This is a genomic window from Lysobacter korlensis, from assembly GCF_042434515.1.
This window is the reverse complement of record NZ_JBHLTG010000004.1, coordinates 232772-248654: the sequence shown is the minus strand read 5'-3', so window position 1 is coordinate 248654 and position 15883 is coordinate 232772. Positions and strand designations below refer to the sequence as shown.

The following is a 15883-nucleotide window of genomic DNA, read 5'->3' as shown; positions in this document are numbered from 1 at the left end:
GCTCCGCCGCACTTCCACTGCTGCGGTGCGCCCGTGATCAAGAGCGCGTTCTTCATCCTTCGTCTGGCGGTCGCCTGGATGCTGGCGATCCTGTTGTTCGCGTCGCTGTGGGACGAGCTGCCGCTGCTCGGCCGGCTCGAGTGGCCGGTCGTCATCGCCGGCATGATCACGATGGCGCTCGTAGTCGCCGGCGCGGTCTCGCACCTAGATCGCGTGCGCCTGATTGCCGGCCGCATCGACAAGGGCACGCTCGGCAACCGCCAGCGGCGCCAGATCGAGATCCCGTTCGAAGCCGGCGAGGCATTCGACCTGCTCGATGCGGCGATCCGCGAACTGCCGCGCATCGAGCACGTCGAAAGCGCGCGCGACAGCCTGCAGGTGCGCGCGAAACTCGGGCGCCCGAGCAATTACGGTGACGACCTGCTCGGCCGCTGGAACCCGCTGCGCTGGTTCGGCACGATGCGCAACCAGATCCTCGCGACGGTCACGCCGACGCATGACAGCGGCAGTGTCACGCTGATCTGCGAACCCGAAAGCGCGGCCTGGAGCGATTGGTTCCTCGTCGACGACGGCACCAATTACGAGAACGCCGAAGCAATCACGCGTGCGATCTCGCGCCGCGTCGCCGAGCGCCGCCGCGGCGAGCAGGCCGCCGCCGTGCAGACCGCAACCGAGAAGGAGCTCACGGTCGCCAAGCTGAGCCTGCTGCATGCACAGGTCGAGCCGCACTTTCTGTACAACACGCTCGCCAGTGCGCAGCTGCTGACGCGCAGTGATCCGGTGCGCGCCGACGAGATGCTGGGCCACCTGATCCAGTACCTGCGCCATTCGCTGCCGCGCACGGAGGACGAGCTGTCGACGCTCGGTGCCGAGCTCGAACGCGCGCTTGCCTATCTGGAAATCCTGCGAATCCGCATGGGCCCGCGCCTCGCAGTGCAGATCGATGTACCGGACGCGCTGCGCGGCACGCCGTTGCCGCCGATGATGCTGCAGACGCTGGTCGAGAACGCGATCAAGCACGGCCTCGAACCCCGTACCGGCGGCGGCACGGTGTGGATCCGCGCACGCCAGAGCGATGGCGAAGTTGCGGTCACCGTGGCCGACGACGGCGACGGATTCAGCACCAAGAGCAGCGGCACCGGCATCGGCCTGAAGAATGTGCGCGAACGCCTGCGCCTGGTCTACGACAACCGCGCGGCACTCGCGGTGGTCGCGAACTTCCCGACCGGCGTGGCCGCAACGATCACCGTGCCCGCGCAGTTCGAACAGGAGCGCCGCCGTGGCTGAGTCGCCCGTCACCTGCCTGATCGCCGAGGACGAGGCGCTGCTGCGCGACGCGCTGCTCGTGCAGCTGCGCCATGCATGGCCGGGTCTGCAGATCGTGGCCGAATGCGAGGACGGCGCGAGCGCGCTGGAAGCGCTGTCCGAATTCCGTCCCGACGTCGCCTTCCTCGATATCCGCATGCCGGGTCTGAGCGGGCTGGAAGTCGCGGCTGCCGCCGTCGAGGCGAGCCCGGCCACGCAGATCGTATTCGTCACCGCCTACGACCAGTACGCGATGGATGCGTTCGAGCGCGGCGCGATCGACTACCTGCTCAAGCCGGTCAAGCCCGAGCGCCTCGCCGCGACCGTGCAGCGGCTGCAGTCGCGCAGCACGAACCAGGACGCGGCCGCGCTCGCCGCGCTGCTCGAGCGCTTGGGGCCAACACGGCCGCGCGAGGCCGGCACGGTCGAGCCGCTGACCTGGCTGACCGCGAGCGCCGGCCGCGAGACGCGGCTGATTCTCGTCGACGAGGTCGCGTATTTCCGCGCCGACAACAAATACACGACGGTGGTTACTGCCGACGGCGAAGCGCTGCTGCGCACGCCGATCCGCGAGCTGCTGATGCGGCTGGATCCGGCGACGTTCAAGCAGATCCACCGCTCGACGATCGTCAACCTCAAGGCGATCGCCGGCATCGTGCGCGACGACAGCGGCCGCGGCACGGTGCGGCTGCGGTCGAGGCCGGAGACGCTGACCGTCAGCGCCCCATTCATGGCGCTGTTCCGCCACATGTAACGGCGCTCGCGCTGCCGCCCCGGACAAGGTGACTTATGGACAAGATCATGGCGCTGCTCTACTTCACGCTGTCGCTGTTCGGCTTCGATGCCGGCGGCAGCACGTTCGTGCACCGCAGCCGCGTGGATGGCGCGGATGCATTGCATACGCGGATCACCGTGCAGGTCGGTGTGGCGCGGTTCGAGTGCCTTCAAAGCGCGACCGGACAGTGCCATTACTTGGTGCGGACCCAGCGCTGCGCGGACGAGGGCGGCACGGCGGTCGCGGGCCCGGCCGCATGCAGTGCGACGAACACCCGCCGATTCGTACTCGGCGACGGCGAGCAGCTGCACATTGCCGGCCTTCAGCGTTTCAGGCTGTGCATCGGCTCGACCGCGGCTGCGCCGGGCTCTGAATGCGCGACGCTGGGGACCGCGGCCTTACTGTAAGAACGCGCCCGACGCGCTACCGAACCGACCAAAGGGCTGTTCAATCGCCGCATCGACATCGAGCAAGCTCGACCGCAAGTCGTGTCAACGCCGTGTGCAAGCGGCCGTAAACGCGGCGCACACATGAGTCCGGTCAACCTAGCCGCACTTCGCAACTGAGTGCCGGACCACCGATGACGTACGCAAACCGCTCCTCCACGCGCGCACTGGCTGCCACGAACGAGCGCACGGCGCGGGAAGTGTTCTTCGCGATGCTGGCCGCTTCGTCGCTGTGCCTCGCGCTGGGTATCGTTGCGATCAGCCGTTTCGTCGCCTGATCCAACCGGTCCGACTGCGACCGCACCACGCGTGCTTGTCCCAGTCGAGCGGCTAGCGCACTGCACATAAGTGCGCCCGTCATATAAGTGCACCACTACGTGCCGAGTTCGGATGAGCCCGGCACGTGCGGCTCGTGCCCCCCCCCCGATGACACCGCTTGCCACGAGCCGGCCTCGAGTCGCGCGGCGCATGCTGCCGGCCGCACCCGGTCAAGGCGCCGGATGGCGGCATCGATAAAATCGGCCTCCGCGCCTGCTTCCGGAGCCCCGATGACCGAGATCGCCGTCCTTACCCCCGACCCCGCCGACAGCTCGTTCGCCGAGCTGTGGCCGGTCGTGCTCGAGCGCCTGCGCGGCGCACTGGCCCAGGCCGGCATCACCGCGTCGCCGACGCCGTGGACCGCGCACGTCGAGAGCGGCGCGGGGCTGGAGCGGTATCCCCTGATCCTGCCGCTGCTCGCCTGGGGCTACCACACCGACCATGCCCGATGGCTGCAGGCGTGCCGGACCTGGGACGCGGCCGGGCTGCCGCTGGCCAATCCCGCCTCCGTGCTGGGCTGGAATTCCGACAAGCGCTACCTCGAACGGCTGGCCGCGCGCGGCGTCGCGATCCCCTCGACGCTGTGGACCGAACGGGTGACGCCGGCGCAGGTCGACGAGGCATTCGAGTCCACCGGCGCGGCGCAACTGATCGTCAAGCCGACCGTGTCCGGCGGCGCCTGGAAGACGCTGCGGCTGCGGCGCGGCGAAACGCTCGACGACGCGCCGGTGGGCGCCGCGATGATCCAGCCCTACCTGCCGACAATCGAGACCGAGGGCGAGACCTCGATGCTGTTCTTCGGCGGCCGGCTCAGCCATGTGGTCAATAAGCGCCCGGTATCGGGCGAGTTCCGGATCCAGGTGCAGTACGGCGGGGTCTACACCCTGCTTGACCAGGCCCCGGCTGGCGCGCTCGCGCTCGCCCGGCAGGCGCTGGACGCGATCGACGAGCCGTTGCTGTACGCACGCATCGACGCGGTGCCGGACGCCGACGGCGTCTGGCGACTGATGGAGGCCGAGCTGATCGAGCCGGACTTCTACCTCGGCGCCGACCCGCGCGCCGGCGCCGGCTTCGCCGACGCCGTGCTCGAACGACTGAAGCCGCTGCAGTCGGCCTGATCGGCGGGCGCATGCCCGCCACTGGCGTCGCTGCACCGTGCGTGCGGGCGGCGCCGCCATCGCACTTCCGCCTCGCATCCCGCCTGCCGGACCCGGCGGATGAGGCGTGCCCGGCAGGTCCGCCAGCCCGGCCCTGCGAGCCGCTATGGGCAGGCCTAAAAGCAGGCCTCGGACCAGCGCGCGTGCCTAGCCAAAGTCCGGCTCAAAGTGACGTGAAAAGTCATGTGAAGACCAATTTACGTCGCAAATAACATCCGCAGCGTGATCGATTCGTCACGTATTCCGGACAATCGGCACCTTTGGAGTGGTTTGGGGTCATCAGCGGGACGGCGTTTTGTGACGTAGCGCGTGTTTTTGGCGTGAAGACGCCCACAACCGCGTATTGGGCCTCAAGCGAGCTCAGGAATACGACCGAGTGCGCCTAGGATGCGCCCGGCCTGGTAACCCCAGGCACTTTTCCCGCCTCAAATTCATGGAGATTCCTCCGGATGCCCATCCTGCATCGCACGTCGCTCCTTTCCCTCCTGCTGGTCCCGCTGGGCCTCGTCGCATCGGGCGTTGCCCAGGCGGCCACGACCTACTACGTGCGCACCGATGGTGGTACTGCGACACAGTGCAACGGCCGCAGCGATGCCGCTTACCCCGGCAGCGGCACAGGCAGGTCCTGCGCCTGGAAACACCCCTTCTACGCCCTGCCCCCGAAGGGCCCGGCCCGCATCGCCGGCGGCGATACGCTGATCATCGGCGGTGGCAGCTACATGATGGGTCAGGGCGCCCCAGGCGCCGTCAACTGCAATGCCGCCAGCTGCTTCATGACGAAGATCCCGAACGGCCCCAGCTCGACCTCGAAGACCCGCATCCTCGGCAAGAGCGGCACCACGCCGAAGCTGTGGGCCACCGAACGCGCCACCCGCATGATCAACCTCGAGGGCAGCTCGAACGTCGAGATCGGCAACCTCGAGATCACCGACCGAAGCGACTGCGTCTACGACCACTCGGTCTCGTCCGCTCGCTGCAAGACCAGCTCCGCGCCGTACGGCCAATGGGGTCGCGTAGGCATCTATGCGCGCGCGTCCAGCAACGTCTACCTGCATGACCTCAACATCCACGGCATGGCCCACATGGGCATCAATGCCGGCGGCCTGAGCAACTGGACCCTCGAACGCGTACGCATCAACAAGAACGGCAAGGCCGGCTGGGATGCGAACGTCGGTGATTCGATCAGCAACAACAGCGGCACGATCGTCCTGCGCGATGTCGAAATCGCCTGGAACGGCTGCGGCGAGCGCTGGCAGACCGGCGCGATCTGGGCCTGCTGGGCACAGTCGCGCGGCGGCTACGGCGACGGTCTGGGCACGTACTACACCGGCGGCAAGTGGCTGATCGAAGACAGCTTCATCCACCACAACACCTCCGATGGCCTCGACCTGCGCTACATGGACGGCAAGGAAGACACCACGGTCACCATCCGACGCGTGCATGCGGTCGGCAATGCCGGCAACCAGGTCAAGGTCCGCGGCAATGCCCTGATCGAGAACTCGGTGCTGGTCGGCAACTGCACGTACTGGACGGGCAAGCACTACATGCTGTCGGGTGACAACTGCCGCGCCAGTGGCAACACGCTGCAGTTCGTGCTGACGCCGAGTGACGATGTGACCGTACGCCACAACACGATCACCGGCCAGGGCGGCGTGCTGGTCAGCGCGCACGAGGGTGATAGCGCGACGCGCATCCGGATGCAGAACAACGTGCTGGTCGGCTTCCCGCGCTGGGACGGCGGCGGCCAGACCTCGGCGTTCTACACGGCCAACAAGAGCGTCGGCGTAAGCTGGGGCGGCAACCTGATGTGGAAGGTCCGCAACGGCTTCTGCCCGAGCGGCAGCACCTGCGGCAAGAGCCCGATGCTCAAGAACATGACGTTGAGCTCGTTCGATGCCACGCCGCTCAGCGGCAGCCCGGTGCGCGACAAGGTGCTGAAGCTGGACGCCGTGCCGCGTGACTTCCTGCTGCAGCCGCGCCCGTCGGGTCTGAAGAGCGACATCGGCGCGTACGAAATGCAGTAACACCGGCCATCGCCGGGCCCAGGCCCGGCCTTGACCGAACCAGCGGGACCCGCCTGACGTCGCCACGACGTCGGCCGGGTCCCGTTCTTTTTTGCGGCCCGACCCGCAGCGCCGGGGCCTGCGCAGAACATCGTCACACTTCTGTTCCGTCGCCGCGCCGACCCCGCTACCCCGCCTGCGATCGAGCCGCAACCGCGGGCTACCATCGCGGCATGCACCCATCGTCGCCCAGCACGGACCAGATCGGCCGCATGCTCTCCTCGCTCACCGGAGGCGCTACCGGCGACCTGTTCCGTGATGCGGTGATGTCCGCACGCGACGGCATCGTCATCGCCACCGTCGCGCCCGGCGTGCGCGAACACCCGATCACGTTCGCCAATCCCGGGTTCGAGCGCCTGACCGGTTACAACCAGGCCGAGATCCTCGGTCGGGACTGCCGTTTCTTGCAGCTCGACGACCGCGACCAGCCTGAAGTGCAGATCATCCGCGATGCGATCCATGCCGGCCGCGACTGCCTGGTCACGCTGCGCAACTATCGCAAGGACGGCTCGATGTTCTGGAACGAGCTCAGCCTTGCGCCGATGCGTGGCCCCGACGGCCGCGTGTGGCGCTATGTCGGCATCCAGAAGGACGTGACCGCGCGCATGCAGGACGGCCAGCACCCGACTGGCTGAAAAACCAGCACTGCCGCGACACGATGCTCGCGAAGGGCTAACGGCGCACGTGCGACGGTAGGGGTGCGCCGCGCTTCCGGCGGCGTCGCAACCGGAGTACGCCATGAGCAACCAGAACCAGTCGCCCCTGACCTCCAACAGCGGTACGGCCAGCGCCCGCCGCGGATCGATGACCGGCCCCGACACCACGCAGTCCACCGACGACCGCCTGCACAAGATCGACGCCGAAGCCCGCGGCGAATCGCTGGACGATCACCAGCGTGACCGCCAGGCCAACGGCGTCACCGATGGGTACGACGACTCGCTCGAAACCCGCAAGGGCAACGAGGACACCGATTACCTCGGCATCGCCCGCGGCGATTGACGCACACGCCGCGCGGCGCAGGCCGCCGCGTGGCCATCGTTGAGCCCAGCGCGACTTCGACGCCGATGCTCGCCACCGTGCCTCCCGCATACGCGGCCACGCTGGCCGATGCGGTGCTCGTGCTGCACGTGGGCATCGTCATCTTTGTCGTGCTCGGCGCGGTGCTGATCGCGATCGGCGGCGCACGCGGCTGGCAGTGGGTACGCGATCTGCGATGGCGGCTTGCGCACCTGCTGCTGATGGGCTTCATCGCAACGCAGGCCTGGCTCGGCGCGCTGTGCCCACTGACGGTGTGGGAACAGGCCCTGCGTCGACACGCCGGACAGGCGGTCTACGCCGAGTCCTTCATCGAGCACTGGCTGTCCCGGCTGATCTTTTTCGAAGCGCCGTGGTGGGCCTTCGTGGCCGCCTACAGCGCGTTCGCCATCCTCGTGCTGCTGGGCTGGATCAAGGTGCCGCCGCGCAACTGGCGCGAGTACGCACGCACCCCGAAATAGATGGGCGCTCGCTTCACACAAAGAAAAACGCCCCGCATTGCGGGGCGTTTTCCATGCATCAACCTGCCACGGATCAGCCGCGAACCAGCGTCAGACCATAGGCACTGAGGATCGGGTTCAGACGCTCGAAGTACGTCTGGCGCTGCGACGACGACAGCGAGCAGTTGTCGTTGCTGCCAGCCGGCAGGTTGCCGCCCGAGGTCACGCCCTGGGCCTGGCCCGAGCCGGTGATCCACGAGCCGCCCGAATCGCCGCGGCCGGTGCAGACGTTGGTCTGGGTCAGACCGTAAACAGCGCCGACCGAGTAGTTGACCGTGACGTTCTTCGCCGTGATCGAACCGCACTTCCAGCCCGTGGTGCGGCCGGAGCGGCACAGCGACGCGCCAATGCCCGCTTCGGTGCTACCTGCAACGCGCGGGTAGGTACGGCTGCTGTAGTTGTAGACCAGGCCGTACAGGCGGTGCGTGCTGCCGACGCTGACCCACGCGCGGTCATTGGTCGGGAAGCGCGAGGCCTGGAACGAGCCCACGTACTGCCCTTCAACGTTCACGCTCGCGCCGACGTTGCCGCAATGGCCTGCGGTCACGAAGCCCTTCTGCGTGCCCCGGGTCACCGAGAAGCCGACGGAGCAGTACGACGAGTTGTTCACGATGTACTCGTAGCCACCGACGATGTTCGCAAGCGGCTGCACCTTGCCGGGCACGGTGTTGAAGCGCACGGTCGACGGATCGGCGCCGCTAACGGCGACGAAATCAACCGCATCGGCAGTCGCATCCGGCTCGATGTTGACCACGACGCTGTTCGTCACCGGATCCACGTGCCACGACTGCACGCCGCGCAGCATCTTCCAGTCCAGTGCGCGCTTCTGCACGCTGTCCAGGCGCGACTTCGCCGCTTCCAATGCGGCCAGGCTGTGGCGCACGCGGCGCATCTCGGCGCCCGGGACAGCGGCGCCGGCACCGGTCGTGGCGACCACGAACTGGAACGAACCATCGGCCTTGCGCTCGATCCAGCTGCCCGCGAAACGATGACCAAGCTGGCGGGCGGCCTGCGCTTCCTGCGCCTGCGCGGTGCGCTCGGTCTGCAGGTACTGGGCGATCTGGTGCGGGAAGATACCCAGGTCGCGCTGCATGGCGAACTTGAGCTGCGGATCGAAGTCATCACCGGGGGCGGCTGCGGCGGCACCGATCGATGCAAACGCAACGGCGGTGGTGACGATGCTGGCGAGGGCGGCGCGCTTCAGCGGGGCAAAGGCGAGCGATTGCGATACGGACATGCTGCAAAACTCCTTTTCGTGAGCAGAGGGATATGCGAGCCGTCCGGCCCGCAAAATGGGGACATCGAACTGCGCAGATCACCCGACGGCGGCGTGTTGGCCGGGGGGAGTCGTCGGGCCGCCGGAGTCAACAGAAAAGATCCACGTGAAATGGTGACTTCTGTCACAAAAATGTCATGGACGAGCCCGCTTTGCCTGTTTACAGGCGGTTTCAAAAATGCTGAACAGGCGTCCCGGTCTGTGAACGACCGTTTGTGCTGGGCAAATTGTTGCGGTGCACATCAGCCCTGCGCGGCCGAGGTTGGACGGCGACTGCGGGATGCACAAATCGCGTGGAAATCGCGTGTAGATGTGCACCGAGGCCCTCTTCCGCCGCGGCCGGACCGCAGTCACCCGCCGTGCGGCGCCGCGCCGGACGGGCCTGCCGGCCCCGAAGGCCGGACCCGCCCCCGTCGTCGGCGCGCAAATCGGGCCGCCCGTCGGGTTCGCAATGCCCTGCTGCGTTTACCCGGCCCGGTTCGAACCCTTGGCCTGCGCCGCATGGCTGAATGCCACGAGGCCGACGCCACCCACGAGGTTGCCGAGCGTGGCGATGCCGGCAAGCTCGGCGAGCTGCACAGGCGTCACGCGCGCATCGACCAGCAGGCCGATGAAGACGTGCAGCGCGGTCACGATCACGTGGTCGAACGGGCCCACGGCCAGCAGGAAGCCGGCGAAGAACGCCATCACGATGCGCGCGGTCACGCTGTGCGCGCCCTGCAGCGCGTACGACAGCAACGCGACCAGCGCCCCGCCGATCACGGCTGAAACGAACGATGCGCGGATGGGGCGCGCCACGAGTTCCTCCGCGACTTTCGCGAGCGCGTCGGTCGCACCGGACGGAAGCACATGCTCGACCGTGACCAGCAGCGCGAGCAGCGTGCCGCCGAGCAGGTTGAATATGAGCGTCAGGCTCCACAGCCGCGCGACCGGCCCTGCCAATCCCCCGCGCTGATCTTCGAAGACGGCTGCGATCGGGTCGAAGAAGTTCTCACTGAACAGCTCGGCGCGCTGCACGATCAGCAGCACCAGCCCGACCGCGAAGGCCATCGCCGAGCCCAGCTTTGCGGCCTCACCGATGACGGGCTCGAGTACCGCACGGGCGATGCCGAACGCCACGATGCCGAGCACGATCGTGAAGCCGGCGATGAAACCCGTCGCCGCCAGCTCGAGCAACGACTGGCCGAGCCGGCGCCGACCTTCTTCGGCCGCATTGCAGAAGATCTTTGCGGGGTCGGGCGCAGCGCTCATTCGGTTTCTCCGTCGACGGTACAGGCAGCGTGTCACGCCTATCGTGTCCGAACGCGACCGGCACGGGCGTGATGCAGGCAACCGTCTCGAGCCACGCCGATGCCGCCGTCCGCATGACGAGAGCCGGCGCGAAACCGGGTGAACGTCGACCAACATAAGCAGCCCATACACGCGGAGTTCTCTCCGCGCTAATCCCGCGCTTTCTAGAGTCGAAACCGTCCCACGCAGCCTGCAGCCGGGCTCGAGCACTCCGAGGAGCCGCGACAAGATCCGGCGCACTGACGGACCACTGATGCGAGCCGCCGTAGCCAGAAAAAGCGACTGTCGCATCGATCCAGGCGCCTGCCTGAAGTAGAGCGCCGATCAATCACAGCAAGCGAAGGAGAACGACAATGGCCAGCAACAACCAAGGCGGCAACCGCGGAAATAGCAGCAACCGTGGCTTCGCCGCGATGGACGAGCAGAAGCAGCGCGAGATCGCCTCGAAGGGTGGACGCGCCGCGCATCAGAGCGGCAACGCGCATGAGTTCAACTCGAACGAGGCCCGCGAGGCCGGCCGCAAGGGCGGCGAATCGGTGAGCCAGGACCGTCAGCACATGTCGGAAATCGGCCGCAAGGGCGGTGAGGCGAGTCACGGCGGCGGCGGCAACAACCGCTAAGCCCCCGCACGAATGGCCGCACGGCCACCGGTAGTGAATCGAGCCCCGCTGACCGCGGGGCTTTTCATTGCGCCTGCCATCGCCGAGACAGGTTGCAGCTGCAGCCTCCGTGCGGCCGTCATCCAGTCCGGATGAAGCGCGCAGACTGTGCGGCTGAGCGCGCTGCGAAGACCTGTGCCGCGCTCAGTGATGACGCGACCGATCAGGCGCGTCCTGCGACATCGGAACCTCGCCATGCGAGTACGGATCGCGTCCCGTAGCGCGCGCCGTGCCCTGCGTCGCCCGCGCTTCGCGGCGCGCAACCAATGCCTCGGCAGGCAGCCGCGCCGAACGCTGCGCAAGCCGCTCGAACTCTTCCACGTCGTGCGAACAGAACAGCTCGACCCGGCTGCCATGCCTGCGCTTGAGTTCGCGCAGCCGCTCCTGGTTCTCGAACCGCGCGGCGCGGTCCTTCTCCATCATCCACTGATAAAAGCGCAGGCCCGGCGTGCAGCACGGCGATTTGAGGTCCATCTCGCCACGGTAGAAATACGCATCACCCGCAAGCAGCAGCCAGCGATCGCCCTGCGCGATCGCCACGCCGGTGTGCCCGAACGTATGGCCCGGCAGCGGCACGAGCAGGATCTCCGGCGGCAGGTCCATGAGGTCACGCACGTTCGCAAAGCCCATCCATTTCTCGCCCAGGCCGGTGCGGTAGCTCAACCAGTTGCCATGTGTCGACCACTGCTGAGGACGGAAGCGCTGACGGTCGAGCCAGGTCTTCTGCAGCTGCGCATACTCGCGCTCCTCCGCCAGCATGTGCACCTTCGCGTGCGGAAAATCGTCGAGCCCGCCGGCATGGTCGAAATCCAGATGGGTCAGGATGATGTGGCGCACGTCCTCGGCCGAAAAGCCGAGCCGCTCGATCTGCCGGCGTGCAGTCATTTCCTCGCGGAACTCCGGCCGCACCAGCGTGAGGAAGAACCGGCTCAGCCGGCCCTGCGGATCGGCCACGTCACGCAGGCCCAGGCCCGTGTCGACGAGCACCAGCTCGTTGTCGGTTTCGATCAGCAGGCAATGGCAGCTCAGATGACCACGCTCGAGGATGCTGCGACTGCGCCCGTCCATCAGGCGACCGCCGAGCGGACAGGTGGAAATGCAGTTGAGGTGGTGGATGCGCATCGCGTGCTCCGGTAACCGACATCTCGATGCTGGCGCGAGCTGCGCAAAATGCCGATGAAATCGACGTATCGGACTTGTCCGCCGCTTTGCTTCTTGGCCTGTTCGTGTTGCCCGCTGTGCGGTTATCAATGCATAGGCTGACTACGGGGCCACGTATCGGCAGGGCACACACCGCCGCAGGTGGCCATTGCGCGGTACGCTGCGAGTAAGCAGCAATCACCGTAGCGCCGCGCGCCGAATGTTCTGCAACCCGAATATCGCCATTGGTTTCGGTACTTTCACCAGTAGCTTCTGCCCTTATGCCTATTTGTGTCCATGTGCCTGTTTAGTGTGAGCGAGGCGTGACTGCGTACCTGCGTACCCGGCACACTGGCTTTCGCTGTATGTATCGAGAGCGGGACGTGACGATCAACGGTTCGAACCCCCAGCCCGCGCGCAGGTCCGTACTCGACAGCCTGCTGTTCGAGAGCAGTCCGGACTGCGTCAAGCTGCTGGATACCGAAGGCAATCTGCTGGGCTTCAACCGGAACGGCCAGTGTGTGATGGAGATTGCCGACTTCTCGGCGATTGAAGGCAAGCCCTGGCACTCGCTCTGGCCTGACGAGAGCCGGTCGTTGATTACCCAGGCGCTGGAGACGGCCCGGCACGGACAGTTGGCGCGGTTCAATGCGGCCTGCCCCACGGCCAACGGCGCTCCCAAATGGTGGGACGTGACGGTAACGCCTGTGGCTGATGGCCACGGCCCAGTCGAGGCCATCCTCGTGGTGTCGCGCGACATCACCGACCTGCAGGTCTCCAAGGAGGAGCAGGGCGAGATCGCGTCCCGGCTTCGCTTCATGATGGAGGCGGCACAGGTTGGCGAGTGGGATCTTGACCTTGTAACCGGGGCCGCGCGCACTTCCCCGCTGCACGATCGCTGCTATGGCTATACGGATCCGGTTCCGGAATGGACCTACGAGCGCTTCCTCCAGCATGTGCATCCTGAGGACCGCGAACGCATCGAAGCCCTGCTATCGAATGCGCTGGCCGAGCAGCGTGCCTGGTCCTTCGAGTGCCGCGTGGTGTGGCCGGATGCCAGCACCCACTGGATCAGCGCGCTTGGCAGCATCTATCGAAGCGAGGGCGGCATTCCGACGCGGCTGATCGGAACCATCCAGGACGTCACGGCGCGCAAGCGCAGCCAAGCGCTGGCGGATGGGCAGAAGCGCGCACTCGAAATGGCCGTTGCCGGTGCGCCGCTGCACGCGATTCTCGATGTGCTGACCCGGGCCGCCGAGGACGGCACAGGCAATGCGATCAAGGGGTCCGTGCTGCTGATCTCCGCCGATGGCCGCCACCTGCATCACGGTGCAGGCCCGTCGTTGGACCCGGCGTACATCGAAGCAATCGACGGGGTCGAGATCGGCCCCGCGGTGGGATCGTGCGGAACGGCCGCATTTCTGGGCACTCCCGTGGTCGCAGCCGATATCGCAACCGACCATCGATGGGAGAATTACCGCGATCTGGCGCTGGCCCACGGCCTGCGCTCGTGCTGGTCGCAGCCGATCCTGTCGTCCAAGGGCCACGTGCTCGGCACGCTTGCCGCCTACAAGGGCCACCGCTGGGAGCCCGATGCCGAGGAGCGCGAAGCGTTCAGCCTGCTGCTGAGCACAGCCACGCTCGTGCTCGACCGCCACCGCGAGACCGAGGAGCGCGTTGCGGCCGAACAGGGGCTGCGCCAGCTTGCCACCGAGCTGACCGCGGCTGATCGGCGCAAGATGGAGTTCCTGGCAACGCTGGCGCATGAGCTGCGTAATCCGTTGGCACCGATCCGCAACGGGCTCGAAATCCTCCAGCTTGCCGGCGAGGACCCATCCACGATCGGCCATGTGCGCGACATGATGGCCCGGCAGGTGTCGCACATGGCGCACCTGATCGACGACCTGCTCGATGTCGCCCGCATCACCAGTGACAAGCTCGAGCTCAGGACCGAGCGCGTCAGGCTGCGCACTGTCGTCACCACGGCGGTCGACACGAGCCTGCCTTTGATCGAGGCGGCCAATCACGCGCTGGGCGTGGAGCTGCCGGCAACCGACGTGTGGCTGGACGTCGATGCGACCCGAATCGCCCAAGTGCTCAGCAACCTGCTCAACAACGCGGCGAAATACACCCCGACAGGTGGGCGGATCACGCTGTCGGCGACGGTCGAGGGCAACGACGCCGTGCTGTCAGTCCGCGATACCGGCGTTGGACTGGCCCCCGACGCGCTTTCGGCGGTGTTCGACATGTTCACCCAGGTCAAGGGCGACAGCGGGCATTCGCAGGGCGGACTCGGCATCGGCCTGACCCTGGTCCGTCGCCTCGTCGAAATGCATGGCGGCCAGGTCTTCGCAGCCAGCGCGGGACTAGGCCAGGGAAGCGTGTTCACCATTCGCCTGCCTGCGGTGGTTGCCGTCGGGCAGCCGCAGCCGGCGGCGGCCGAGCCCGCGAGCGGCCCGAACATCGCCGAGGGGCAAGGGCTGCGGATCCTGGTGGTCGACGACAACGTCGATGCGGCGTCCTCGCTGTCGACGTTGTTGGGCATAACCGGCCACCGCGTGCGAATCGCGCACACCGGCAGGCAGGCGCTTGAGGTGGCCGCCGCGTTCGCTCCCGAACTCGTGTTCCTCGACATCGGGCTGCCAGACACCGACGGCTATGCCGTTGCGCATCTACTGCGGCAGCTGCCAGCAGTGGACGGGACGGTGATCGTCGCGCTGACCGGCTGGGGCACGCAGGACGACCGGCGGCGATCGGCCGAAGCCGGCTTCGACCACCACCTGACGAAGCCGGCCGATATTGCCGCGATCATGGCCATTGTCGCGGCCGTCGAGGCACCCGCGAGCGCAGGGAAGGCGGCCTGAGGCCGTTTGCCGGCGCCGCTGTGCGGCTGCGTGGACCGGCTCGCCGATGTTCGATGCAATCGCGCCCGTGCTGCCTGGCGGCATACCGCGCAGCCAGAATTCGGGACCGTGCCGCGACGGGTCCAACGGGTCGCGTCGATACCTTTTCGCACGCAGCTAGTGGCTTGAGCCCGGCACGCTTCAGTCAACCGCCGCGCCGGGCAGCACGCGACGATGTCGGCGTCGGCCGCCGGCATCCAGGCTCACGCGTGCCGGCCGATCGTTGAGCTACACCGCCCATGACCTCGCATTACGGCCGCCGAGCTGATCATGGGCGTACCTGCCTCCAGCCCGAGCCCCGACCCGATGATGCAGCTCTACTACCACCCCTCGCCGAATCCCGCGAAAGTCGCGCTGTTTCTCGAAGAAGCCGGGCTGCCGTACGAGTTCATCCCGATCGACACGCGCAAGGGCGATCAGCACAGCCCCGAGTTTCTTGCGATCAACCCCAACGGCAAGACGCCGGCTCTGGCTGATGCGGATGCCGTGGTGTTCGATAGCACCGCGATCCTGCTCTACCTCGCTGAGAAAACGGGCCTGTTCATGCCCGCCGACACGCGGGCCGAACGCGCAGCGATGCACTCGTGGTTGATGTTCGTCGCCACCGGCATCGGCCCGTACTGCGGGCAGGCGGTGCACTTCAGGTATTTCGCGCCCGAGCCGAAACACTACGCACTCAACCGCTACGACTTCGAAGCCTGGCGCCACTGGAAGCTCATCGAAGAGCGCCTGCAGCAGCGCCGCTACATGCTAGGCGACGCGTACACGCTGGTCGACATGGCGGTCTGGGGCTGGGCCCGCGTGATCCCGCGTGTGCTCGGCGACGGCGCATTCGAGCAGCTTCCGCAGGTCAAGCGGCTGCTGGATGAGATCAACGCGCGCCCTGCGGCGCAGCGTGTCGAAGCGCTCGCCACGCGCCACGCGTTCAAGACCGAGGTCGATGACGACGCGCGCCGGGTGCTGTTTCCACAGAACGCGCGGCTCGAGACGCGCCCATCGCACGACTGAGCGGGCCG

General features: G+C 67.1%; 15 protein-coding genes. 12 read left to right on the top strand and 3 right to left on the bottom strand.

Annotation, left to right across the window (positions count from 1 at the left end; genetic code table 11):
• Positions 1–33: 33 nt before the first annotated feature.
• The 9 genes from ACFFGH_RS17615 to ACFFGH_RS17575 all read left to right on the top strand — a co-directional run bounded on the left by ACFFGH_RS17615 (position 34) and on the right by ACFFGH_RS17575 (position 7560).
• Positions 34–1287: a sensor histidine kinase gene (locus tag ACFFGH_RS17615; RefSeq protein ID WP_386670638.1), complete on the top strand. Its 1254-nt coding sequence runs from the start codon at positions 34–36 to the stop codon at positions 1285–1287.
• Complete coding sequence (locus ACFFGH_RS17610; RefSeq protein ID WP_386670636.1) at positions 1280–2059, top strand: LytR/AlgR family response regulator transcription factor; 780 nt, start codon at positions 1280–1282, stop codon at positions 2057–2059. Before ACFFGH_RS17615 ends, ACFFGH_RS17610 begins: the two co-directional genes overlap by 8 nt.
• A gap of 35 nt (positions 2060–2094) precedes the next feature.
• A complete protein-coding gene (locus ACFFGH_RS17605; RefSeq protein WP_386670635.1) occupies positions 2095–2487 on the top strand; it encodes a hypothetical protein in 393 nt (130 codons plus the stop codon).
• 173 nt (positions 2488–2660) lie between these two features.
• The gene (locus tag ACFFGH_RS17600; protein ID WP_386670633.1) at positions 2661–2804 is read left to right on the top strand and encodes a hypothetical protein; all 144 of its coding nucleotides are present in this window, start codon (positions 2661–2663) and stop codon (positions 2802–2804) included.
• A 270-nt stretch (positions 2805–3074) separates the two neighbouring features.
• A complete protein-coding gene (locus ACFFGH_RS17595; RefSeq protein ID WP_386670632.1) occupies positions 3075–3962 on the top strand; it encodes an ATP-grasp domain-containing protein in 888 nt (295 codons plus the stop codon).
• A gap of 488 nt (positions 3963–4450) precedes the next feature.
• Positions 4451–6025, top strand: a complete 1575-nt coding sequence (locus ACFFGH_RS17590) for a right-handed parallel beta-helix repeat-containing protein (protein ID WP_386670630.1) — start codon at positions 4451–4453, stop codon at positions 6023–6025.
• Positions 6026–6237: 212 nt separating this feature from the next.
• Positions 6238–6699 carry a PAS domain-containing protein gene (locus ACFFGH_RS17585; RefSeq protein ID WP_386670628.1) on the top strand — a complete coding sequence of 154 codons (462 nt, stop codon included), beginning with the start codon at positions 6238–6240 and terminating at the stop codon, positions 6697–6699.
• Between the two features lie 103 nt (positions 6700–6802).
• Positions 6803–7063 carry a hypothetical protein gene (locus tag ACFFGH_RS17580; protein WP_386670626.1) on the top strand — a complete coding sequence of 87 codons (261 nt, stop codon included), beginning with the start codon at positions 6803–6805 and terminating at the stop codon, positions 7061–7063.
• Between the two features lie 29 nt (positions 7064–7092).
• The gene (locus tag ACFFGH_RS17575; RefSeq protein ID WP_386670624.1) at positions 7093–7560 is read left to right on the top strand and encodes a DUF2784 domain-containing protein; all 468 of its coding nucleotides are present in this window, start codon (positions 7093–7095) and stop codon (positions 7558–7560) included.
• Positions 7561–7633: 73 nt separating this feature from the next.
• Here the strand turns inward: ACFFGH_RS17575 and ACFFGH_RS17570 are convergent, their stop codons facing one another.
• Together ACFFGH_RS17570 and ACFFGH_RS17565 are read right to left on the bottom strand one after the other, a co-directional pair.
• Positions 7634–8836: a S1 family peptidase gene (locus tag ACFFGH_RS17570; protein ID WP_386670623.1), complete on the bottom strand. Its 1203-nt coding sequence runs from the start codon at positions 8834–8836 to the stop codon at positions 7634–7636.
• Positions 8837–9340: 504 nt separating this feature from the next.
• Positions 9341–10126, bottom strand: a complete 786-nt coding sequence (locus ACFFGH_RS17565) for a formate/nitrite transporter family protein (protein WP_386670621.1) — start codon at positions 10124–10126, stop codon at positions 9341–9343.
• A gap of 392 nt (positions 10127–10518) precedes the next feature.
• Here ACFFGH_RS17565 and ACFFGH_RS17560 point away from each other — a divergent pair, with 392 nt between their 5' ends.
• Positions 10519–10785 carry a KGG domain-containing protein gene (locus ACFFGH_RS17560; RefSeq protein ID WP_386670619.1) on the top strand — a complete coding sequence of 89 codons (267 nt, stop codon included), beginning with the start codon at positions 10519–10521 and terminating at the stop codon, positions 10783–10785.
• A 183-nt stretch (positions 10786–10968) separates the two neighbouring features.
• Here ACFFGH_RS17560 and ACFFGH_RS17555 read toward each other — a convergent pair whose 3' ends face one another.
• On the bottom strand, positions 10969–11946 hold the full coding sequence (locus tag ACFFGH_RS17555; RefSeq protein WP_386670617.1) for an MBL fold metallo-hydrolase: 978 nt from the start codon (positions 11944–11946) through the stop codon (positions 10969–10971).
• 401 nt (positions 11947–12347) lie between these two features.
• On the opposite strand from ACFFGH_RS17555, the gene ACFFGH_RS17550 reads away from it, so the two are divergent.
• Positions 12348–14828 (top strand): hybrid sensor histidine kinase/response regulator, encoded by a 2481-nt coding sequence (locus ACFFGH_RS17550; protein ID WP_386670616.1) that lies wholly within the window; start codon positions 12348–12350, stop codon positions 14826–14828.
• 309 nt (positions 14829–15137) lie between these two features.
• A complete protein-coding gene (locus ACFFGH_RS17545; RefSeq protein WP_386670615.1) occupies positions 15138–15875 on the top strand; it encodes a glutathione S-transferase family protein in 738 nt (245 codons plus the stop codon).
• Positions 15876–15883: the final 8 nt, after the last annotated feature.

Excerpts from the sequence above, each read along its gene's own strand:
- ACFFGH_RS17595 (WP_386670632.1), top strand. The coding sequence starts at position 3,075 with ATGACCGAGATCGCCGTCCTTACCCCCGACCCCGCCGACAGCTCGTTC.
- ACFFGH_RS17580 (WP_386670626.1), top strand. The coding sequence starts at position 6,803 with ATGAGCAACCAGAACCAGTCGCCCCTGACCTCCAACAGCGGTACGGCC.
- ACFFGH_RS17570 (WP_386670623.1), bottom strand. The coding sequence starts at position 8,836 with ATGTCCGTATCGCAATCGCTCGCCTTTGCCCCGCTGAAGCGCGCCGCC.
- ACFFGH_RS17585 (WP_386670628.1), top strand. The coding sequence starts at position 6,238 with ATGCACCCATCGTCGCCCAGCACGGACCAGATCGGCCGCATGCTCTCC.
- ACFFGH_RS17555 (WP_386670617.1), bottom strand. The coding sequence starts at position 11,946 with ATGCGCATCCACCACCTCAACTGCATTTCCACCTGTCCGCTCGGCGGT.
- ACFFGH_RS17560 (WP_386670619.1), top strand. The coding sequence starts at position 10,519 with ATGGCCAGCAACAACCAAGGCGGCAACCGCGGAAATAGCAGCAACCGT.
- ACFFGH_RS17600 (WP_386670633.1), top strand. The coding sequence starts at position 2,661 with ATGACGTACGCAAACCGCTCCTCCACGCGCGCACTGGCTGCCACGAAC.
- ACFFGH_RS17565 (WP_386670621.1), bottom strand. The coding sequence starts at position 10,126 with ATGAGCGCTGCGCCCGACCCCGCAAAGATCTTCTGCAATGCGGCCGAA.
- ACFFGH_RS17590 (WP_386670630.1), top strand. The coding sequence starts at position 4,451 with ATGCCCATCCTGCATCGCACGTCGCTCCTTTCCCTCCTGCTGGTCCCG.
- ACFFGH_RS17605 (WP_386670635.1), top strand. The coding sequence starts at position 2,095 with ATGGACAAGATCATGGCGCTGCTCTACTTCACGCTGTCGCTGTTCGGC.
- ACFFGH_RS17545 (WP_386670615.1), top strand. The coding sequence starts at position 15,138 with ATGGGCGTACCTGCCTCCAGCCCGAGCCCCGACCCGATGATGCAGCTC.